Consider the following 21,341-nt stretch of genomic DNA (forward strand, 5'->3'; position numbering starts at 1 on the left):
TTGATTTCTACTAATGAACAATAATCAGGAAATACAGAAGATATAAAGAAGCTTAATCCATGGAGTGAACTCCAAGTCAATACATAAATTCCACTTGCTTCGGAGCAAAATGTATGGCCAATTTCAATGATGTAATAATAATCATTGATTCATTAATGAACACTTGTCTATAATTATAAACAGATGCAAAACATCTGCAATTGTTAACTGAACGTGATTTGTTAATTAATGAACAACTTCTGTATATTTGTTAATTATTTACGAAAGCTTGGTGACCTGAAATTGGCTAAAGTGGATCGAAGAATACAAAAAACGCAGGATGCGTTAAAAAAAGCGGTTATAGATCTGATGTCAGAAAAAAATTTTGATGATATTACAATTCAGGATCTTTCCGAAAGGGCGAATGTGAGCCGCGGGACCATCTATCTTCATTATTTAGATAAATATGATCTGCTGGATAAACTCATTGAAGAACATATTGACGTGCTAAGGGTAACGTGCAGAGCGGCTGCGGAATTGGATTTTACCGAATCGACTCTAATCTGGACCGAATATTTTGAACGTCATTATTCATTTTTTTCCATGATGTTAGCGAGTAAAGGTGCTCCTTACTTTCACGGTCGTTTTCTTGCATTTCTTATCGAAGAATTTAAGAATGAAATCGATGTAACGAAAGGAAAAAATGAAGGGTTAAATGAAGATCTTCTTGTGAGGTTTGTCGCTTCTTCTTTTGTAGGAGTAGTGGAATGGTGGTTCATGAATGAAATGCCTGTCCCCCATCATGTCTTAGCAGAACAACTGGGGACATTGCTAGAGAGGAATGTATAATCGTTATAAACGTACGGCATACATCATCTTGCCAAGTTCGTCAGAACAATAACTTTAGTGCTCTCTAATATCTACTAAATAAGGCTTACGTATTAAATTAAATTTATAAACGAAAAAATATTCAATATCTGCCTTTATTAGATTCCAAGTTGTTAATGGAACTTTAATTTTATCCGTACGAGTTTGGTCAGCATAAATAATATTTATAAAATGATTTCCGCCTTTACTCTCCTTGCTTTCAATCGTGCCAACTGTGATACGAGTAGTCTCTATCGGTTTATAGATCCAAAATATGATAAAAACGATAGAAACAATCAATACAACAATATACTTGTTTCTCATCAATTTAAGCATTGTTGCAGACCGCCCTTTCTAGTCTAATCGGTATTTTTTTATCTGATTTTTTGTTTGTAGAAGTGAATTATGGAATTAATTTCTCGGATTTCAATTTTGTTACAAATCATAAAACTAATTAATACTATAGTCAATCATCTTTTCTAAGTTGACGCTTCACTTCCTATCAATAAAATAGCCACCGCAATGGGTGGCTAGTACAATTATTTAAAATGACCCTTCGGCTTTTTGCCGCTCCATCTTTCGTCAACCTTTTCGTAGGCTGATTGGTATCTCGCATCCACACTAATTCGGTATTGATTGGTTGTATTCTCCAGTGAGCAATGCATTAAAAACATGCCGAAAATGAGTACATCGCCTGCCTGAAACTGAGTTGTCGCCCACTGACCACCGAACTTCTCCGTTATAACAAGCGGATCATCCGTGTAATGTCCCAAACCATCACGATCCGAATCTTTCGATCCATACGATTGCTTCAGCGTTTCAAATCGATGCGAGCCGAGGCAAATCGCAAGTCCCCCCATTTCATACGAAACGTCTCCAAGAGGAGACCATACGGTATAGACATTTGGGGTACCTCTTCCCATGTAAACAATGTCATAGTGCGCTCCTGTGAAATCACCTTTACCTACCGCACGAAGCCACTTGTAGTGATAAGTCAGTGATTGCTCTCCGAGAAATTCATCGAAGAAACGCATGATGTGCTCCCCATTCAAAACATTAAGCAGTGCAGGAAGATCCTCGTTCGTTCCTCCAAAAAAAATCGTTTTGCTTCCGTCTGCCATGACGCCATCTTCTAATTGCGTATCCCGATCTAGCTTTCCCATCTGTTTCATCTTTTCCAAAATATTTGTTCGAGCCTGCAACACCTTATCGCGATCATGAAACCCGCGGATCAGTAAATAACCGTCTTCCTCCATCCGATCGCGCAGCGCCTGAACATCATGAAAAATATCATTAGAGCTTCTGAGCTCTGTAAGCTCTTTTCCATCCATCTCCAACTCACGGCTTCCAACTTTTAGCTTCATTTCAATTACACTCCTCTACTCGGTATTTGTTCTAAGTGTAGAGGAAAAGCATCTATGCATCCATGGATACATGTATTCACATCATGTATAATTGTACATATTATACATAGATTTTACGGAGATTACTGAAATTAAATGTATATTAGAACAATGGTATGGAGTTGATTAATATGACCTACATGAATATTCCTTATATACTTGGAAAAGAACCCATCAGCTTCCCTCAATTTAATTCGATTTGGAAAGTGCAGGCTGACGATGCCTACAACATTATAACCAGTGAAGGATTCGTCGTTCCCGGTCTTTTTATTACTTATGAAGGTAAGGGCATCCTATCCCAAGGGAATGACCGCTATGAGCTGCATGCAGGCACTTTCTTTTTCGTACAGGAGGGAATTCCCTCCGAATACAAGTGTCAGGATAATAACTGGAAATTTTATTATCTTGATTTCAATTCCCTGGATGCCATTCGAAATCTGCAGCTCCCTGTAAGCAAGGTCGAAACAACCGGAAAAGTTGCAGAGGCAGTATTGCTGTGCGAGCGTATCATTGATACTTTGATTGCAGAATCCTTCGGCTACGCTTATTCTTCGAATATCTTCCTGCAACAATTATTGGTACTCTTTGCTAGAGAACTTGAGTCAGGGCAGACCTCGCGCCAAACCGAACTCAACAATATATTAATCTATATCCATCGGAATATGGATAAAGGTATTCGGGTCGAAGAACTCATCGAACGCAGCGGCTTGTCGCGAACGTCCTTTTTTTCGCGCTTCCGCGCATTAACTGGCCAATCCCCCAGCGAGTATATGCAAAATTTAAAGCTAGAATCGGCCAAAGTATCGCTGGAGACAACAAGCCTGTCAGTGAAGGAAATTTCTTCCCAGCTGCAATTTTATGACGAGTTTCATTTCTCTAAACTGTTTAAACGAAAGTATGGTCAGTCTCCAAGCAATTGGCGCTCTTCCAGAGGAACATGAATCCTAGCTGAATGATGAATCGTTTTTTGTCCGTTCCGCTTTTACATGTTTCAGCTGTGCGACGATAATGACACTAATGATTGCCAGAAGGAACCATGAGCTAATCTTACTGAAACTGACCAGCTGCCAGGTTTGATTCTGATCAGGATATTTCCAAGCATTAAAAAACGTGGCTATATTTTCAGCTAACCAAATAAAAAAACCTACAATAATAAATGAAACGGTTAACGGCATTCGATAAGTTATAGCTCTTACTCGGAATATGATCCATGTTTTCCAAAATACAATAAATACAAGCGCCGTCAGCCACCAGCGAAAATCAGGAATAAAATGATGTGTGAAAAAGTTGAAATAGATGGCTCCTCCAAGCAGCGCCGATGACGTAAGTCCAGGCCAGCCCGTCATGTCCATGCGTAGTCTCCGCCAAACCTGACACATAAAGCTTGCAACACTTGCATACATAAATCCGCTATAGAGCGGAACACCTAGCAACTTTGTATACCCTAACTCCGGGTATGACCAAGAGCCCATCCTTACCTTATAGATCTCAAGAAGTAAACCTATGATATGAAATATACAGATTACTTTGATTTCATCACGTGTCTCTAATCCGCTGCGATACATGAGGTATTGCACGCCAAGCAGTACAAGTAGAATGGCATCATAACGATGAATGAAAGGTATTTCTACGATGTTAGAAAGAGCTAATGTTCCAAAAATCGCAACAGGAAATATGCAGCTCATCGCCTGATGGTAGCCAAAATGCAGTAGCTGTAACATTGATTTCAATTTATTTCTCTCCTCACCATGACCAAAGGATAACATTTCACGACAGTGTCAACGTTCTACAACTGTCCTACGAGCTAGATCTCCCGCCATGTTAAATAAAAAAACAATTTCCTTTTCTGATCAGGAAATTGTTTTTTATTTTATTTTATTGTTCTATAAATTATGTTTATTTTTTTTGATCATAGAAATGACAGCCATCAACAATAATATAATCATTCCACTTAAAAATAATAGATAACTTAATGGAATTAAAAAGAACAAAGGTTCTATTAGTGTACCATCTGGAGCGACTTCGGATTTCCCCATCATTCCGATAACTAGACAAATGATTCCCAAAAAAATTGGGATAGAAGCTAATCGATATTGGTTAATCAACATACATTCTCCTTTGCCTACAAAATTAAATATCATTCTTATATTCTAAAATGTCTCCAGGTTGAGACTCCAAAATTTCACATATTTTTTCTAAAGTTGAAAATTTTACAGCTTTATCTTTTCCATTTTTTAAAATTGAAACATTAGCCATTGTGATTCCTAGTCAATACCCATTTTTAGCGGTATAGGCTTGATAAGAGCCAATATCCGAACATATTTTCCACCCTAAAACTAATGCTATAAAAAAAGGAATCGCAGTCACCCATATAAACGCAATAGCGGTTTTGTATAATTCCTTTAACTTCGCTGATCATTTTTTCTGTCTCATAAAAATCCTCCTCAAAGCTAACTACAAAAATAATATCTTCATTACCTGTTTAAGTCAATATAAAATTATCGTAAAACGATAAAATTTTGTTGTTTAAATTTCTTACTATGCTTTACACCTTCCTATTTGTAAGCTCTCGCTCAAATCGTTTAGCTCAACGCCACAAATTCGTAACAACTTGCTCATTGTGCATCATTGCCCATTGGGCAATAATAAAAGCAGGGATTATTTTTGAAAATGCTTCCATTCTATTTGAAAAGGGGTGAACGCTTAAGCGTTACATGATGAACAAACAAAGCCTACGCGATATTAAAAGAGAAGCAACCGCAAATGCGCTTGCCGATGCAGCTTTCGCTCTTGCTCTGGAAAGGGGAATGGATGGTTTCGTCGTCGAAGATGTCGTGCAACGCGCCGGATACTCCAGAAGAACGTTTGCCAACCACTACTCCTGTAAAGAGGAAGCGATAGCTTCAGCAGCTCTCATCTTTAAAGGCGCCGACGAAATTGGGAATTGGATCAAAAGCTTAAACCAGGACATGTCCCCACTCGACATTCTTCACCAGTTGATGAAGCTGCATCTGACAGGAGAACATATTGGAAAACTGCGACAGCTTGTATCATTTTCGAGGCAGCACCCTACGCTTGAGCCTTACATCTTAAGCGGACTGCGCCGTTTGCAAATTATGGCTCAGGAAACTTTAGATGAGTTTTCCCATGAACGATATCCCGATGGTTATACCCACCTCCTCGCCGGAGCTGTTTATGGAGCCATGCTCCCCATTCTGGATGGCAGCCTGAGTGTGCTGTTACCAGGTCAATCCGTCGCCGAGAACCCAGAGGCCGTAACGTTCGATCAATATTTAGACACCATGTTTGGTTACTTGCGAAACGGATTTTAGTACACGACCTCACGTTATTTCTACATGCAAAGGAGAATCATTAACAGATGTCAACTTTTCTGTACAGATTGGGTAAGTCAGCCTATACCAAGCCATGGTATTTCATTATTAGCTGGATCGCAATTCTCGGAGTTGTACTCGCTATACTCGGGGTCAATGGAATCCATGTAACCTCCGATATGAAAATTGAGGGAACGGAATCGCAGAAGGTATTGGATCAGTTGTCAGCGGAACTGCCAGAAGCTTCAGGCGGACAAGCCAGCATCGTATTTACGGCTCCCAAAGACGAACGACTAGATACACCAGAGCGTTTGAGCGCCATTACTAAAGCTGTTAATGATGTTTATAACCTTGAATATGTTATTAATGCTGCTGAATTGGCTGCTAAAGCCGGCGCTTCAGCTTCAGAAAACGCTCAAGGGAGTGCACCACAAGAAGGGGACGGAACAGCGCAAGCAACCACAGGTGAATTGCCTCCTTTCGGCCCTCTAATGGTCAACGGTGTTCCGGTACCTGGCGTGATGCTTGCCTCTGACGGCAGCGTTGCCCTGTTCCAATTCCAATTCACCGTTCAGCAAATGTCGCTTCCTGAATCGGTACCCGATTCCGTCATCGATGCCGCCATGTCTGTTGAACAAACGGGTATTCAAGCATTGCCAAGCGACTCGCTGTCAACTAAACCTTCCATTGGTTCGACAGAAGCTATCGGTATTGCCGTAGCTGCCGTTGTGCTATTCATGACACTTGGTTCGGTTGTTGCTGCTGGCTTGCCGCTTCTAACTGCCTTAATGGGAGTAGGAATTAGTGTAGGAGGAGCATACGCCTTCTCAAAATTCATCCATATGACTGATCTCACTCCTGTTCTAGCGCTTATGGTTGGGCTTGCCGTCGGAATTGACTACTCGCTGTTTATCGTAAATCGTCAACGCCGCATGATTCTTGATCAGGGATTAAGTGCGCGGGAAGCAGCCAGCAGAGCAGTCGGCACAGCCGGAAGTGCAGTGTTTTTCGCTGGCTTGACCGTTATTATTGCTTTGTGCGGCATGCTTGTCATCGGAATTGGCTTCTTGTCTGCCATGGCGCTTGTTGCTGCTTTGGCTGTCCTCGTCAATGTTCTGGTTGCTTTAACTCTGCTGCCGGCACTGCTAGGTCTGTTGGGTGAACGCATCTGCTCAGCAAAAGCGCGTACGAAGAGCAGCACCCAATCGAATAAAACTGCTCATGGGTTCGCACACCGCTGGGTAACAGCTATAGCGAAAGGCCGCTGGCTAGTTATTGTTGCTGTTATTGTTATTCTTGGCGCAGCAGCACTACCAGTCGCAAAAATGGAAATGGGCATCCCATCGGGAGCCACGGCTAACTTAGATACACCATCAAGGCAGAGCTACGACGCCATTTCAAACGGTTTTGGCGAAGGCTTCAATGGCCCGTTGCTCCTGGTAGCAAAGCCAAAAGGCGTATCGGACAAAGTGACGCCGGAATTGCTGAATGGTCTAGTTCAAGATCTAGGGAAGCATGAAAATGTTTCGCTTGTGACACCTATGGGCGTAAACAAAACCGGAGATATGGCGATTATTAGCCTTATCCCCAAAACAGGTCCAACGGATGCAGAAACCAAAAACCTAGTTCGTGAGATTCGAGCTTCTGATTCCAGCATGGCGCTAACGTATGATGTCACGGTTGGCGTTACTGGGTTCACAGCAATTAACATCGATATGTCATCGAAGCTGGCTGAGGTGTTCCCTCTCTACGTCGGCATTATCGTCATCCTATCGCTTATTATTCTGCTGCTCGTGTTTCGCTCAATCATCGTTCCGCTCAAAGCTACGGTTGGATTCCTTCTCAGTGTGCTCGCCACATTCGGGATTACAACGGCCGTATACCAATGGGGATGGCTTCACTCCCTCTTCGGCTTTGATACCGGCGGTCCGCTGCTCAGCTTTATGCCAATAATGGTTACCGGCATTCTTTACGGTCTTGCGATGGATTATCAAGTGTTCCTCGTCAGCTCCATGCGCGAGTCTTACGTACATGGTCATCACGGAACAGAGAGTGTCGTTCACGGCTACAATCAGGCCAGCCGTGTAGTAGTAGCCGCTGCCGTGATTATGGTGTCCGTGTTCGCAGGCTTTATTTTCGCGCATGATATTATGATTAAGCAGATCGGTTTTGCACTCGCAATCGGCATTCTTATTGACGCCTTTTTCGTCCGCATGGCGCTTGTCCCAGCTGTCATGGCAGTCTTCGGCGACAAAGCTTGGTGGCTGCCAAAATGGCTAGACCGCATGCTGCCGAACCTGGATGTCGAAGGTGATAAACTTCTAGCTGAACTTAAGAGCCAGGAGAACGCTGCTTCCATTAAGGCGAAGCCTCGTCGGGCATATTGATTCATTTATCGCTAATTTGATTTACAAAAAAGGCAAACCAGATCATCTGGTTTGCCTTTTTTCGCATATGATCCCAAAGTCATGCATCAGGAATTGTAGGAGAATTATTAATCCAATTAGATTGACAAAATTATGATTGAGGATTCGTTGGGGTATACTATCACGTATTGAGATTAAAATTCACTGTTTTGTATATTTTACAACATATTCTGAAATATTTTTTCTCATTTGCATTCACTTCCATTGCTTTGTATAAAGTTATTAGTGTATTATTTGTCCTTAGAATACAAAAAAATAGAACCGTAGAGGACGTGTTTACATGCAAGCAAAAATTACACTTCAAGAAGGTCAACGACTAATTACGAACAAAGATTTTGAAGTTGCGATTGCTCAAAAAGCAATAATCAAACCTATGCAAAACGGCATGCAGATTCGCCCAGCATCAACCATAACAGGATATAACGACGATTCTGTTCGCATGTCAGATGGAAGCATTATTCACAGAACAGCAAATTCATTTTTCGTCTAAAAACAATGTCTACAAGGCCGATGTAAAAATCGGTTTTTTTATTTTTTATATGACCATTAACATTAAGGTAAACAACAAAATGTGAGCATGGAACAAAAAAAGCAAGGAAACTTCCCCTGCTTTTTTTACTTTATTTAATTGATTTATAATACTCCGCAAACACGTCAGCGAAAGCCTCTGCTGTTTGAAGATTTTCTTCCAGCGTATTGTTTACTCCCCCAAATTCCAGAAGCAGGCTTCCATTAGAGACGGACTGGTTGTACTCGGCATTCCCCTGGTGGGCGCTTTTCATAAGAACTCCCCTCGATATGCCAGGATACTTCTTGTTCAATAGAGCGTTTAACGCTTCGGCGAACTTTTTGTTTTCCTTATGCGCGGGATTAGCATCACCAATGACGAACATAATGCGTGCATACGTTTTACCATTAATGACAACCGTTGTTTTGCTCCGCGGAACATCAGCGTCACGGTGTATATCGAAGAAATAGGATAGTGAAGTATTAGCCTTCATCGCCTTGTCGACTGCTTTACGCGATTCAACGTAGGCTTTTGTGTAGCTTAATTTCTGTTCATTCAGTCTTTCAGTAAAGTCGGTCTGTTCAACAATGGAGGATATCCCTTTTTTCTGAAGACTCTCAGCAAGCTTCTTGCCTACAAGCGTAATGTTCACTTTGGCATCGTCGACGGAGGTCCCTTTTGAATTACCTAATACATTTCTCCAGGACTCCCTATTATGGGTATGATAGATATACACTTTACTGCCGCTTTGTTTGTTACTCCCCGTGTTCACAACCCAATTAGCAACGTAAGCGGTTCCTCCACTTGGCAGCGATACTTTATACCAATCTCCTTCTAATCCGACGACAGGAAAGGTTTCTCCAGCTCTCGCCTTGGCAACAATCTCATAATCTAAACCAGGACCTTTTCGCAAATTAGTAGTATCTACTATATTTACTATAGCTTCCTTATCTTGACCACCACTCGGCTTGTTGGCATTTTCCTGGTTTTGTCCATTATTTGAAGTAGGTTGGCTGCCGCTGCTCTCAACCGTCTCCACTACCCAATTTGCAACATAAGCCGTGTTACCGCTGGAAAGAGTTACTTTGTACCATTCCCCTTTCGATCCAACGATTGGATAAGATGTGCCCGCCTTCGCTTTGGCAACAATCTCATATTCAAGCCCCGGTCCTTTGCGCAAATTGGTAGTATCCACAATTTTAGCGATTGTTTCTTTCTTTTGAACGGTTTGTGCGTACTGCTGTACTCCCTGGCTTAGCTTTTTTCCTGCCGACAAGTTCTGAATTGACGCATAGGCAGAATCGGATCCCCCTGCTAATAAAGAAAGAATGATCGTTCCACCCAATATTTGATTTCTTAATCTCAAAGCTAACTTTCCTCCATTTCAAATGCTTATTCTACGAATTTCGACAGCAATGAAGGAAAATCCTTCTAATCTATATTTTAGAACGCGAAAATGAGCGTAAATTCCTAGTAGAGTCATTCAAAAGACATGACAAAAAACACCCCGAAGGGTGTTTTTTACTCTTGATGAGCATTATGGAGAGCCTTACTCAGAACCAGTAGCTTTCTTGGGTATTCATGAATGTTTTTTCTACTTATTTTAACTTGTTATATTCCTCATCGGTTACGGGTTCAAACCATTGAGCAGGGCCCAAAGTAGTATCAGGATCAATGGCAAGATGTCTGAAAAAACTTTAATGAAATTACGATTCAAGATATTTCCGACAAAGCAAATGTAGGTCGAAGAACAATATACCATCATTATTTAGATAAGTTTGATCTACTGGACAAACTGATTGAAGAACATATAAACGAACTAAGGAAAATATGCAAGGCATCATCAGAATTAGATTTCGTGGCAGCAAATTTGATTATGTTCGACTATTTCGAACGTAATTTTTCTTTCTTTTCGACCATGTTAGCAAGCAGCGGTGCCTCAACATTCCGAACTCGACTCCTTGAATTTCTCATTGAAGAATTAGAAAATGACGTAGATATAACTCAAGGAATAAATAAAGGATTGAATAAAGATATTATTCTTAAATTTTTTGGTACTGCTATCGTTGGAATAATGGAAACGTATATTACGAATGGAATACCTGAATCGCCGAAAGTGATGGCAGAACAAGTGGGGATATTATTAGAGAGGAATTTATAAAAGAAAAGAATGCACTGCCGTTAATATTACTAAATAATGAAATAAGCAAGCTATCGTAGAGCCTGCTCATTAATGTACATCATTTAACTAGACTTCACCGTTAGCGTAATCGACCTATCTCAAAAGTTTTTTCTATTGTGGATTTGTAATTATCCCATTCAAAGTGGAAAGGCCCGATATTTAGCAATAAATTATTATGTTCTAAATAAAAATTACTCCATTCAACAATATCTGCTTCTTTATCTATAGCTACAGAAATATAACCACAGTCCAAATCACCACATTGAGGACAAATCATTATGGGATACCTATGATACCTATAATCAAAGGGATATTTAAATAAATAGTAATCAGTTATAAGCTTTTGTTGGTCAGCATTCCCATAGCCAAAAGCTGGTACTAAGTCGTATTCTTTTAGCCTTTGATATAAGGACACTGAATCAATGACCAAGTCAGCAAACACTGTGTTGTTCTCTTGTTTTAAACCTACTTCACCGTATCTGCTCGATAATCTTGTCTCTAGAAAATTTGTTCTAGTCATGACTCCTCCATTAAAAAACATTAAAGTTCTTATAAAATTGTTGAGCAAACGGCAGCCATCATATCAGCCGCCGTTTTTAAGCAATCGTTATTCATTAAATAAATACCTATTTTTCAACTGTGACACTATTGTTTTTAGCTCAATTAAATCATCTATGACAATATCTGACTGAGAGAGTTCATCTTCTTGTGCAAAATCAAAGTTGCATCCAATAGCGACTAAACCATTATCTTTGGCTGCATTTATATCCGATAGACGATCTCCTACTACAGCTGCGTTGGTAATACCGTATTTTTCAATAATACTTTTAACTAAGTCTGATTTATTCAGTGATTCAATTTGTTGAATACTAAAGGTTTCTGTAACCCAATTATCCAAATGATAATAACTAACAATTGCTTTTAAATAATCCGTTAAACCATTGCTAGCTATGTATATTGAAAAACCATTGTCTTTTAGATAACTAAAAACTTCTTTTACATTAGGATATAAAGCACCTTTCCCGCTTCTAATGTTTTCAATTAATCGTTCTAGAAAGTATGAGTCCGTTTGTTCTCTTATTTCTTTGGAATGATTAGGCAACAGAGTTTCCCAAACCTTTGGTAAAGGGATGCCCATAATTTCGCGGTATTTATCAATAGGCGTTGCTGTATCCCATTCATTTATTGACCTTAACTGATTAAACGCATCTTCAAGTGATATTTCTAAAATTTTATTTGTTTGAAATAGTGTTCCGTCCATATCAAAGATAAGTGATAATGACATTTCTTCCTCTCCCTTTATAAAATAAATGATCATTCCCACTTTAACACAAATCATTGAGGTTAACTGCTCAATAACAGTACGAGGCTGCCGTTTCATACCGGCAGCCTCGTTCTTTTTAAGCTATAGTAACCCATTCTTTCTTTCCATTAATGAATATTCAATAATCTGATCCAACAGTTGACTGAATGAAATTCCCGCAGCTTTGGCGCTTTTGGGCAGAAGGCTATTTTTCGTCAAGCCAGGCAATGTGTTCACTTCCATTACATAAGGAATTCCATCTTTAATAATCATGTCGATTCGGGCGTAAACGCTGCATTTTAATGTCTTGTAACAGCCGAGTGCAGAAGCACGAACCCGATCAAAAATCTCAGGAGGCAGCTGGATCACTTGTTCATCGGCTCCACCGTCATCATACTTGGAAGAATAATCAAAAAATTCAGATTGAGACCGAATAGCGATGATAGGAAGAAGTTTACCGTTTAAAATGGAGCAGGTTATTTCCTCACCTTCGATATATTGCTCGATCAATACTTCATTATCCCATCGAAAGGTTTCTAGTACTTCATCAACCAACGTTTCTTTGTTCTTTAATATTTTGACTCCTAAACTCGATCCGCCTGAATTTGGCTTCACGATAACCGGATACCCCAGACGTTCGACATCTTCAATACATAATTCATCTGCACCGTTCAAATGTATCCAGTCAGGAGTATGGATGCCTTCATTACGAAAAAGCTTTTTGGATATATTTTTATCCATGCTCAAGCTGCTCGATAAAACACCGCAGCCGGTATAAGGAACGCCTAGTGTTTCAAGCGCTCCTTGAATCGTTCCATCTTCACCAAACTTCCCATGAAGCGCAAGCAGAGCTACATCAATATTTTTCACTTTTTCAATGAGTTCATCTTTTCGATTGATTTCAATCGGATACAACTCAAATTTTTCTCTATCCAAATTAGCAATCATTTCGCGTCCAGTCATAAGGGATACTTCTTTTTCTGATGAAATACCCCCCATTATCACTCCAACTCTCATAGCTGTCTCTCCTTCATCATTTGTTTAGCCGTATCACCTATAATTTGAATCCCTTTTATGATGTCCTCATCTGCTACTCGTGAGAAACCAAGCCGCATCGTATGATGACCTTTATTATCTGTAAAAAAACTGTTGCCCGGAGTATATATGACTCCTTTGTGGCGACAGTATTCTAATAAGACATTGGTATCAAAGTTGTCTTCGAATTCAATAAAAACATGAAGCCCTCCGTCGCCTGAAAGGCGTTTTAACGGAATAAACGCTTTACAGCACCGAATGACTAATTCACATTTTCGTTTATATTCAGATTTGGCTTTCTTCAAATACTTCTCGAATTTGCCATTATGAAGATATTGATAAAGCAAGGATTGATCTAACGTGGAGGTGTGGATGCTTCGCGCACGCTTTACACTTTCCAGATAATAAATGAGCTCTTTCTCAGCCAAGACCCATCCAACCCGGAGGCCGGGGAAAAGGATTTTCGAAAAACTGCCTAGATAGATGACACTATTTCCATTTCCGTTACATGCAAGTAAAGGAGCAATGTGGTCACCTGAAAACCTTAGCTCCTCGTTGAATCCATCTTCAATAAGCGGGACTTGATATTTATGGAGCAGCTTGATGACTTCCATTCGTTTATGGGGAGACATCACAATACCCGTTGGATTATGATAAGAAGGTACAAGATAGGTTAAATCAAACGATCGTTGTGACAATGCCCTCTCCAGCTCCGTAAGATTAATCCCGTCTTGCTCCATTTCGATACCCTCAATATCAAATCCATGCATCTTAAACAGTTTAATTGCCGCATGATGGGTAGGGTTCTCGCAAAGGACACGACCATGTTTCTTAATTAAAGCCGATAAAATAAGATCTAATCCTTCTGTAAAACCGTTCGTAATCAGAATATCCTTACCCTCTAGATTTACCCCTTTATTCTCCATATATCGAAGTAAATATTCCATTAATGGCTTGTAGCCTTGTGCATATCCATAGTTTAAGATGATTTCACCCTCTATGGACATCCGATCTAAAAATGCTCGTTTGACATTATCGAGATCAAACAGTTTTCCATCCGGTGCAATACTAGTAAAATTGATTTCCCCTGTGCTCGAACGTATCCCGTGCTTGCTAAGATCCATTTCTTCAGCAATCTTCGCTTGCTTGCTAATATTTTGCTTCCAATCAAGCTGCCATAATTGTTCAGTTGCTGCCACACCGAATTTTTGAGCAACAAAGCTCCCTTTTCCTTTATCTACATACACAAAACCTTCGTCTTTCAAATCTGCGTATGCACTAACTACCGTATTTCTACTGACATTCAGCATAGAACTGAGTTCGCGCGTGGACGGTAGCTTCTGATTCGCTTGCAATACACCTAAAGTAATTAAACGTTTCATGTATTCTTTTACTTGGGTATAGGCAGGGCTGTCATCCGTCAAATTGAATTCAGTAAACATCCAATCCCCCCTAGAAATATAATGACATACATTTATCGATAAAATAAGATCCACGATGTCTGATTTTCGACCCACCTGTGGATATGTAACAAACTTGGACGAATTTATAACCCATTAGAAATATCAACAATCGCTCACAAATGACAGGGACGATACTTACCCATACTTCCCCATAACGCAAACGTTCGTTTTAATCTTCTTTAATAAGCTTCCAAACCTTATTTGAATAAACTAACCAAACCTTGTAATCCCTTATTTCTTTTCTAAAATCGTATACGCTGTCCATATTAATGTCATGACCAATAAAGGCTACCGGTATTCTTAATTCAACTTTGCTTTTTTGAATTTTTGACAAGTCAATCAATAATCCATCTCTTGTCCATTCTAAAAGTACCGATGATATGTCCTTTGGAATATCCTGAACTTTTCTACCGGCTAGCTTATGAAGCTTAAAAGCAATCACTTTAGCTAAAAGAACTTCATAGTCATATAAATCTGTAACATAAAGTTTGTTAAACCAGCCATCATCATGTGCAAAATAAGCAAACCTCAGCTTTGGTATATGATGCAATGGCTCACCCATATCGCCAAAAAACAATAATTCAGCGATTTGATTGTTGCTTAAAGCATTTAAATCCTCTTTTTTGGAAAAATCTACCCAACAAAAATCTCCATAGTCATACACGTTTTCTTCAATTAATTCATCCAATCCTTGCTTCAAAACATAATGAAGTCTAGAATGCCGATTCATCTGTACGTTATGAAAATCATGTTTAAGAAGTATAAGGTTCTCCGGCCTATGATGTACACAGTTCATAAATTCATGAAATTCGATTCCATAGGAGCAAAAATAATTCTTTTCATGCTCGCCGCTTACATATATCAAATCCCTAATATGCTTGCTTTTCTTCATTAAATATACCCCTCAAAAGGAAAGATTGGTTCCTATTTCTATAGTACTACATCCTGCATAGGGCGTTATGCAAAACAACGCAAAAACCCCGGCCTCTTTTAGGTCGGGGTTTTCACATAACTTACTTTTGCTCCTATGCCAATGCTATGAACTTAAAAATATAATATCTCTTTATTTACTAGCCAAAAACTCATCCAACTGGCGCTGAATCTCAGCTACGTATTCATCAATCCCTGCTGCTTTTAGCTTCTTAATCGCTTTCGGATATTCCGTTTCAAAATCGACAAAGCCTGAACGTATAGCTGCTAAGTCCTTGCCTGCCACTTCTTTTAGGGCAGTCTCAATCAATTTTACTTTCTCATTATTAAATCGGAAGCCGAGTGAAGCGGAAGTTACTGCCTCGTCATCCCACGTTTTATAATGATCAATAGATTCTTGTGCTACGTCCGGTCCAAACAATTGATAGTTCTGGTTTCTAAACATCCATTCATAGAAAAACTCATTTGCAGTCAGCTTTTTGATTCTTCCATCTACAATCTCGTAATCTTTGCCTTCAACGCCATAGAGCGCTAATTGATAATTTTCTTTGGATTTATAAATCCAATTCACGAATTTTATCGCACCCTCTGGATTAGGAGCCGTTACCGGAACGCCAAGAACTTCTCCTCCTGTTGCAGTAATATAACGAGGTTTCTCCGGTGCCAGAAGATAAGTTTTCACTCTAGCATCAGGTGCATTTGCTTTTATTGCATCTATAATTTCCATTTCTTTGCCTAACGAGCCTTCAACCCATAAGTATAGACCTGTCTGCATGCGAGAATCCCGTTCATTGTATTTGATAGTCAGATCCTCTGAATAAAGCCCTGCATCATACATACTGCGGTTAAATTTCGCTACTTTTTGGAAAGCTTCTGATTCATAATAGCTATGTGCTTTTTTGCTGTCTTCGCCAAATACGATTAAATCTTCTACTGCAATAAAGTTATACTGCTCTTCTGTAAAATATCTGGTTAGAGGTTTAAAGACAATATCAGCTGGCCCTTTCATTTCCGGGAACTGTTTCTTCGCTTTGGTTGCAAACTCTTTTAAATCTTCAGCTGTTTTTATTTCGTTCATACCAACAGCCTCTAGTATATCCTGACGAACAGCTACCAGTTGATACATGGCTGATGACGGAGCATACGCCGATGGAATACCATGAATTTTGCCGTCAATTACCGCACCCTGAAACTGTTCCATCGGCAGCACTTTGAGCATATCCTGGCCATATTGCTTAATTAGATCATCCAATGGCATGCTTTGCTTCTTATTCACAATAGTAGAAAGGTCGGGAAGGCCATCCCAATAAAGATCAATCGGCTCATTTGCAGCGAGCATAATATCTTTTTGCTCCCAGTACTGAGCCCATGGAACAAAAATAACTTTCAACTTTAATCCAAGATCGGCTGCCATCTTCTCAGAAAATTCTTTTTCAAGAAATTCAGTCATACGATCACTTTCGTCCCCCGGGTACAAGATGGTGAGTGTTTCAAGCTTCCCCTTTCCTCCAACCTCTTCCTTGTTGCTACACGCTGCTAGTATTGAAGTAGTAACTAGCATTAAAACCAAAAAGATAAGCATTTTACTGGATTTCATTGATAACCCTCCCTATTTAATGGTTAATGTATGTTAGGCCTAGATAGGCTACAAACCATGTATCGCTTATTCCTTTACTGCGCCCGCCATAATGCCATGAACGAAATACTTTTGAATAAAAGGAAATAGGAAAATAATGGGACCAATTGTAATTACGGTAATTGCCATCTTTACGGTTTCTGCTGGCAGCGTTATGTTGCCGGAAGCCCCAGAGGGAATACGGCCGGAGCTGATCGCATTTACATTCGATAGAATGTTGTAGAGATAGTATTGCAGCGGAAATAGATCCTTATCGTTGATGAAGATGAGTGCATTCCACCAATCATTCCAATAATTCAGCGCATACATTAAACCCACCGTGAGCAGAGCAGTCTTGCTTAAAGGAAGAGCTACTTTCAAATAAATGGTAAAATAATTAGCTCCATCCATCTCCGCCGCTTCGTATAAAGACGGTGAAATGCTAGAAAAATACGTTCGCAGCAAAAACATATTCCATACGCTAAAAATAGAAGGAAGGATTAATGCTAAAATACTATTTTTCAAACCGTAATAATTCACGCTAACCATATACCACGGAATCAAGCCGGCCGAGAAAATAATCGTAAAGTTGCTAATGAATGCGATAATATTGCGATATCTTAGCTTTTTTACGGATATCGAGAATGCAATCATACTTGTAATCAGCAATGCGCTTACCGTACCAATTACAGTTACAAAGATGGTTACGCCATAAGACTTCAATATCTTCATGCCACTATTCACATAGATATATTTATACGTATCCAAACTTGGACTCAGCGGGATAATGGAATAACCATTTTTGACAATGGCCTGCTCAGATGAGAAGGAAACACTTAAGGTCAATACAAGCGGGTATAAACAAACGAGTGCAAATAAGCCAATAAAACAGTACGCCAAGCTCTTTACGAGCCTATCTCCAAGCAATCGATTAGTTTCCATTATTAAAATAGACCCTCTCCATCGTTTATTTTCTTAGCCGATTTGTTAGCTGCAGAGATTAGAATTAATCCCATTAGAGACTGAAATAATCCGATTGCAGTCGAATAAGAAAAGCCCAACGTACGCATAGACTGGTAAACATAGGTATCGATTACGGTAACCTCGTCAATGAGTACCGGGTTATTACCGACAATGCCGTATATCATACCAAAGTCACCATAAAAGATCCGTCCAACGCTTAGTAATGTCAAGACAATGATCGTTGGTTTTAGCATAGGAATCGTTAAGAAAACAATGCGCTGCAGCTTATTCGCGCCATCTACTTTCGCTGCTTCATACAAGCTCCCATCAAAGTTAGCCATTGCAGCCATGTAAAGAATCGAGCTATACCCGCTCCACTTCCAAACACTCGATAGAATAATGATCCATTTCCAATACTTCGGTTCTGAATACCATCTAATCGGATCTGCCCCAAAAAATTCCAAAACATTGTTGGCAACACCTACATCCGTTGAGAAGATCCCATAAAGAATAGCTCCCACTACAACCCACGATATAAAATAGGGAAAAAACATCATGCTTTGAGCAATCCGTTTAAACGATTTATTGCGTATCTCGTTTAAGAAAACAGCGATACTGACTGGAACAATAATGCCTAAAATGAGGCTGAAAAAGTTGATGTATAAGGTGTTATAGGTAACCTTCCAGCCCATGCTATTTTTAGAAAAAAAGTAAGTGAAGTTATCAAGACCAACAAATTTACTGCCAAATATGCCGTCAACTACATTAAAGTCGGTAAATGCCATCCATATTCCTGCAAAAGGGATGTAGCTGAACATGATTAATACAACAAGCGCAGGCACGCACATGAGATACAATATTCTGTTTTTCTTTATCTCATATAAGAAACCTTTCACAACTGAACTCATTACATCACTACCTTTGCATCGTTATCGAGCGGCTATCGCGTAATGTTTCTTGCAGCTCTTCCTTTAAATGATCGATATCAATTACTGTACCTGTAACCCTTGCTCTCTCAGCTGCATAGGCCATAATGTGACTTTCTACTGATCTATCAATGGAAGATCTGCTGTTGCTGTCCTCATTTTCTAAATTGTCCAAGAAATCGATCATCAGTCCTGTATCCCCGCCATTATGTCCGCCATTCATCGCTGCTGGCCTGATCACAGTGTGCTCATATTGTTCAGACATATTGGATGTGAACCGCGTTACTTCAATGATATTTAAGCTGTCATCACCTCTAATTTCTCCATGCTCGCACATAATTTTAAGCGTTCGATACATCTTATTGGTAAATCCGCTTAAATTAAAGGTGACCGTTACGCCGTTTTTGAACTCAATAATGGATGCTTGATGGTCACAAACATTATTATCAGACCGATAAACACAACGTCCATAAGGGCTTGTTTCCAAAGCTTTCAATAATCCCTCTTCAGTCTGATCCACCGAAATCGTTGTAGCCGGCCACTGGCCTCTTATTGGAAGATAAGCTTTCCTTGCATCGAAGCGGCAATCTGCGGCAACTTTACAGTCTAGGCATCGATCAGCGCTATTCGCTGGTGCATTCTCTTCTTTAAAATAAGTCAGGTCCCCATAGGAAGAAATCCGCTTCGCATCACTGTCCACAAGCCATGCCAATATATCCATATCATGACACGATTTCTGCATAATAATTGGGCTCGCTAGGTCGCTGTTTCTCCAATTCCCCCTTACAAAAGAATGAGCCATATGATAATTTCCGACGTTTTCATTATGCTGAATGGTTATGATCTTTCCAAGCTCATTGCTATCAATAATTTTTTTTATTTCTGCGAAGAAATTTGTATATCGGAGCACATGACAAACGATAACTTTGCGACCTTTTTCATTCGCTTTTTGTTGTATTCTTAAACATTCCTCCGGACTTGGCGAAATTGGTTTTTCCAACAGAATGTCATAACCAAGATCAAGCGCTTCCATCGTTTGCGTATAATGGTCTCTGTCCATCGAAGAAATAATAAGAGCGTCACAAATTTTTCCTAATCGATAAAATTCATCTACAGATTGAAATTGATTCTCCAAAGGGATGCCGAACTGATCGGCTGCAACCTTTCTTCTATTGTCATTTGGTTCTACTACCGCAACAATTTCTACTGTTTTGCTTGCGTATTCTGAATAAATCATGCCTCTTTGCCCTGCTCCGATTAATGCAAGTTTCAAATCAACTACCTCCAGCGTATGAGTTTTTATCCAAGATGCACTCTATTACTATTCCGGCAATTTAGGATCTTCCAATGGATAATATCCTTCGGGATAATAGGTATCCCATATATTCAAAAGAGGATCTTCACATGTGATTTCAACGTTCACAGTACCTGCCTCGTAATAACCATCCTGCATGTTGCTTTGTATATTCAGATTAATGAATGTTCGGTCTTCGAAAAATAAGCCAAAGCTTATTGTATAATTTCCCGGCGGCATATCCGGCAATTGTATAATCTCGTTATGGACAAGATCCCCCGTTAACCATGACTCCGTTGCAGCATGGATGGGAATTTCATACGATACATCCCCTTGCACTAATTTCACCCACAAACGAAATTCACGGTAATTTCTTGAAGTCCCTGTGTTAACAAACCAGAACCGAAGCGGTAAGCTGCCCCCACTAGAAACGTTCTCTGGATATGTCAATCTTCGTAGAGTAAGGTCATATCCAAGCTCTATTTCCAAATTAGAAAGGCTTGCATGCCATCGATGCGCCTCACGCCTACTATTAGGACCGCATACATTATCGGTAAAATGCAGGACGACCGGATAACTCTTCCATACCTGCTGCAGCTTCTGTTTGGCAAATGCTTCACAGCATATTATCCAGTTATCTTCACTGCAATTAACGATCAATCCAAACCCACGGCCTTGTTCCCTTAAGTATTGAATCAGTCTTGCATTGTGCAGATCAGCAAGAAGCGTCGTGACTTCAAATGAATCCATATAGGCATTCCATTCTTCCTTGCCGTCAGCGAGAGTCGATATTACAACTCCTGCAAGTCGACTATCTGAATCTATATAACTCCCAACTTTTCTTATAAAAGCCGCAAAACAATCATCAGCATGGCCTTTCACCCAATTAGGTAAGTCCGGTTTGATCATAAGTATTGGATTTGTTGCTGTGTTAAGTGCTGCCTTCACCTGTTCGAGTTTGTATTCCCCTCTAGTTGGCTCTAGTTCATTCCATGAATAAGAAACATATTGAAAAACACCATTTCTTGATTGAGCGTCATTACTCGGTAATGGATAAGGCCGGAATTTTACGGTTTTATACTTCTCGTAGTTTTCAAGCGAATATTTACCCATCC

20 protein-coding genes and 2 pseudogenes are annotated in these 21,341 nt (G+C 39.8%); 6 read left to right on the forward strand and 16 right to left on the reverse strand.

Features of this window, described 5'->3' with window-relative positions; translation table 11 throughout:
- Positions 1–282 precede the first annotated feature (282 nt).
- Positions 283–828, forward strand: a complete 546-nt coding sequence (locus AC1DOV_RS06505; RefSeq protein ID WP_477549481.1) for a TetR/AcrR family transcriptional regulator — start codon at positions 283–285, stop codon at positions 826–828.
- 54 nt (positions 829–882) lie between these two features.
- Here the strand turns inward: AC1DOV_RS06505 and AC1DOV_RS06510 are convergent, their stop codons facing one another.
- Both AC1DOV_RS06510 and AC1DOV_RS06515 read right to left on the reverse strand, forming a co-directional pair.
- Positions 883–1,182: a hypothetical protein gene (locus tag AC1DOV_RS06510; RefSeq protein ID WP_477549482.1), complete on the reverse strand. Its 300-nt coding sequence runs from the start codon at positions 1,180–1,182 to the stop codon at positions 883–885.
- A 203-nt stretch (positions 1,183–1,385) separates the two neighbouring features.
- On the reverse strand, positions 1,386–2,210 hold the full coding sequence (locus AC1DOV_RS06515; protein ID WP_441875038.1) for a phytanoyl-CoA dioxygenase family protein: 825 nt from the start codon (positions 2,208–2,210) through the stop codon (positions 1,386–1,388).
- Between the two features lie 170 nt (positions 2,211–2,380).
- Between AC1DOV_RS06515 and AC1DOV_RS06520 the strand changes: the two genes are divergently transcribed.
- Positions 2,381–3,190: an AraC family transcriptional regulator gene (locus tag AC1DOV_RS06520; RefSeq protein ID WP_430058478.1), complete on the forward strand. Its 810-nt coding sequence runs from the start codon at positions 2,381–2,383 to the stop codon at positions 3,188–3,190.
- Between the two features lie 3 nt (positions 3,191–3,193).
- On the opposite strand, the gene AC1DOV_RS06525 is transcribed toward AC1DOV_RS06520, so the two are convergent.
- The 3 genes and pseudogenes from AC1DOV_RS06525 to AC1DOV_RS06535 form a co-directional block, all read right to left on the reverse strand.
- The gene (locus AC1DOV_RS06525) at positions 3,194–3,970 is read right to left on the reverse strand and encodes a DUF817 domain-containing protein (RefSeq protein ID WP_441875559.1); all 777 of its coding nucleotides are present in this window, start codon (positions 3,968–3,970) and stop codon (positions 3,194–3,196) included.
- Positions 3,971–4,132: 162 nt separating this feature from the next.
- Positions 4,133–4,357, reverse strand: a complete 225-nt coding sequence (locus tag AC1DOV_RS06530; protein WP_441875556.1) for a DUF3955 domain-containing protein — start codon at positions 4,355–4,357, stop codon at positions 4,133–4,135.
- Between the two features lie 22 nt (positions 4,358–4,379).
- Positions 4,380–4,517 (reverse strand): annotated as a pseudogene (locus AC1DOV_RS06535) (helix-turn-helix domain-containing protein); the annotation flags it as partial.
- Between the two features lie 446 nt (positions 4,518–4,963).
- On the opposite strand from AC1DOV_RS06535, the gene AC1DOV_RS06540 reads away from it, so the two are divergent.
- The 3 genes from AC1DOV_RS06540 to AC1DOV_RS06550 all read left to right on the forward strand — a co-directional run bounded on the left by AC1DOV_RS06540 (position 4,964) and on the right by AC1DOV_RS06550 (position 8,497).
- Positions 4,964–5,581: a TetR/AcrR family transcriptional regulator gene (locus AC1DOV_RS06540; protein ID WP_477549483.1), complete on the forward strand. Its 618-nt coding sequence runs from the start codon at positions 4,964–4,966 to the stop codon at positions 5,579–5,581.
- A 47-nt stretch (positions 5,582–5,628) separates the two neighbouring features.
- On the forward strand, positions 5,629–7,968 hold the full coding sequence (locus tag AC1DOV_RS06545) for an MMPL family transporter (RefSeq protein ID WP_477549484.1): 2,340 nt from the start codon (positions 5,629–5,631) through the stop codon (positions 7,966–7,968).
- 319 nt (positions 7,969–8,287) lie between these two features.
- The gene (locus AC1DOV_RS06550) at positions 8,288–8,497 is read left to right on the forward strand and encodes a hypothetical protein (protein ID WP_076265602.1); all 210 of its coding nucleotides are present in this window, start codon (positions 8,288–8,290) and stop codon (positions 8,495–8,497) included.
- 130 nt (positions 8,498–8,627) lie between these two features.
- Here AC1DOV_RS06550 and spoIIP read toward each other — a convergent pair whose 3' ends face one another.
- Positions 8,628–9,881 (reverse strand): stage II sporulation protein P, encoded by a 1,254-nt coding sequence (gene spoIIP, locus AC1DOV_RS06555; protein ID WP_477549485.1) that lies wholly within the window; start codon positions 9,879–9,881, stop codon positions 8,628–8,630.
- 492 nt (positions 9,882–10,373) lie between these two features.
- On the opposite strand from spoIIP, the gene AC1DOV_RS06560 reads away from it, so the two are divergent.
- Positions 10,374–10,676: a TetR-like C-terminal domain-containing protein gene (locus tag AC1DOV_RS06560; protein WP_477549486.1), complete on the forward strand. Its 303-nt coding sequence runs from the start codon at positions 10,374–10,376 to the stop codon at positions 10,674–10,676.
- Positions 10,677–10,776: 100 nt separating this feature from the next.
- Here the strand turns inward: AC1DOV_RS06560 and AC1DOV_RS06565 are convergent, their stop codons facing one another.
- The 10 genes and pseudogenes from AC1DOV_RS06565 to AC1DOV_RS06610 all read right to left on the reverse strand — a co-directional run bounded on the left by AC1DOV_RS06565 (position 10,777) and on the right by AC1DOV_RS06610 (position 21,339).
- Positions 10,777–11,217 (reverse strand): oxidoreductase, encoded by a 441-nt coding sequence (locus tag AC1DOV_RS06565; protein WP_477509707.1) that lies wholly within the window; start codon positions 11,215–11,217, stop codon positions 10,777–10,779.
- Positions 11,218–11,304: 87 nt separating this feature from the next.
- Positions 11,305–12,006, reverse strand: a pseudogene (locus AC1DOV_RS06570) (HAD family hydrolase); the annotation flags it as partial.
- 96 nt (positions 12,007–12,102) lie between these two features.
- Positions 12,103–13,017 (reverse strand): D-alanine--D-alanine ligase, encoded by a 915-nt coding sequence (locus AC1DOV_RS06575; RefSeq protein ID WP_477549487.1) that lies wholly within the window; start codon positions 13,015–13,017, stop codon positions 12,103–12,105.
- Positions 13,014–14,477 (reverse strand): MocR-like pyridoxine biosynthesis transcription factor PdxR, encoded by a 1,464-nt coding sequence (gene pdxR / locus AC1DOV_RS06580; RefSeq protein WP_477549488.1) that lies wholly within the window; start codon positions 14,475–14,477, stop codon positions 13,014–13,016. Before pdxR ends, AC1DOV_RS06575 begins: the two co-directional genes overlap by 4 nt.
- A gap of 190 nt (positions 14,478–14,667) precedes the next feature.
- Positions 14,668–15,390: a hypothetical protein gene (locus tag AC1DOV_RS06585; protein WP_477549489.1), complete on the reverse strand. Its 723-nt coding sequence runs from the start codon at positions 15,388–15,390 to the stop codon at positions 14,668–14,670.
- Positions 15,391–15,561: 171 nt separating this feature from the next.
- Positions 15,562–17,025 (reverse strand): ABC transporter substrate-binding protein, encoded by a 1,464-nt coding sequence (locus tag AC1DOV_RS06590; protein ID WP_477549490.1) that lies wholly within the window; start codon positions 17,023–17,025, stop codon positions 15,562–15,564.
- 66 nt (positions 17,026–17,091) lie between these two features.
- Positions 17,092–17,985: a carbohydrate ABC transporter permease gene (locus AC1DOV_RS06595; protein ID WP_339203014.1), complete on the reverse strand. Its 894-nt coding sequence runs from the start codon at positions 17,983–17,985 to the stop codon at positions 17,092–17,094.
- A 2-nt stretch (positions 17,986–17,987) separates the two neighbouring features.
- Positions 17,988–18,914, reverse strand: a complete 927-nt coding sequence (locus AC1DOV_RS06600) for an ABC transporter permease (protein ID WP_477549491.1) — start codon at positions 18,912–18,914, stop codon at positions 17,988–17,990.
- A gap of 7 nt (positions 18,915–18,921) precedes the next feature.
- Entirely contained in the window at positions 18,922–20,205 is a 1,284-nt protein-coding gene (locus tag AC1DOV_RS06605; RefSeq protein ID WP_475442638.1) for a Gfo/Idh/MocA family protein, read from the reverse strand.
- A 48-nt stretch (positions 20,206–20,253) separates the two neighbouring features.
- On the reverse strand, positions 20,254–21,339 hold the full coding sequence (locus tag AC1DOV_RS06610; protein WP_477549492.1) for a DUF4832 domain-containing protein: 1,086 nt from the start codon (positions 21,337–21,339) through the stop codon (positions 20,254–20,256).
- Positions 21,340–21,341 lie beyond the last annotated feature (2 nt).

Source organism: Paenibacillus sp. 01T47 (genome assembly GCF_056398245.1).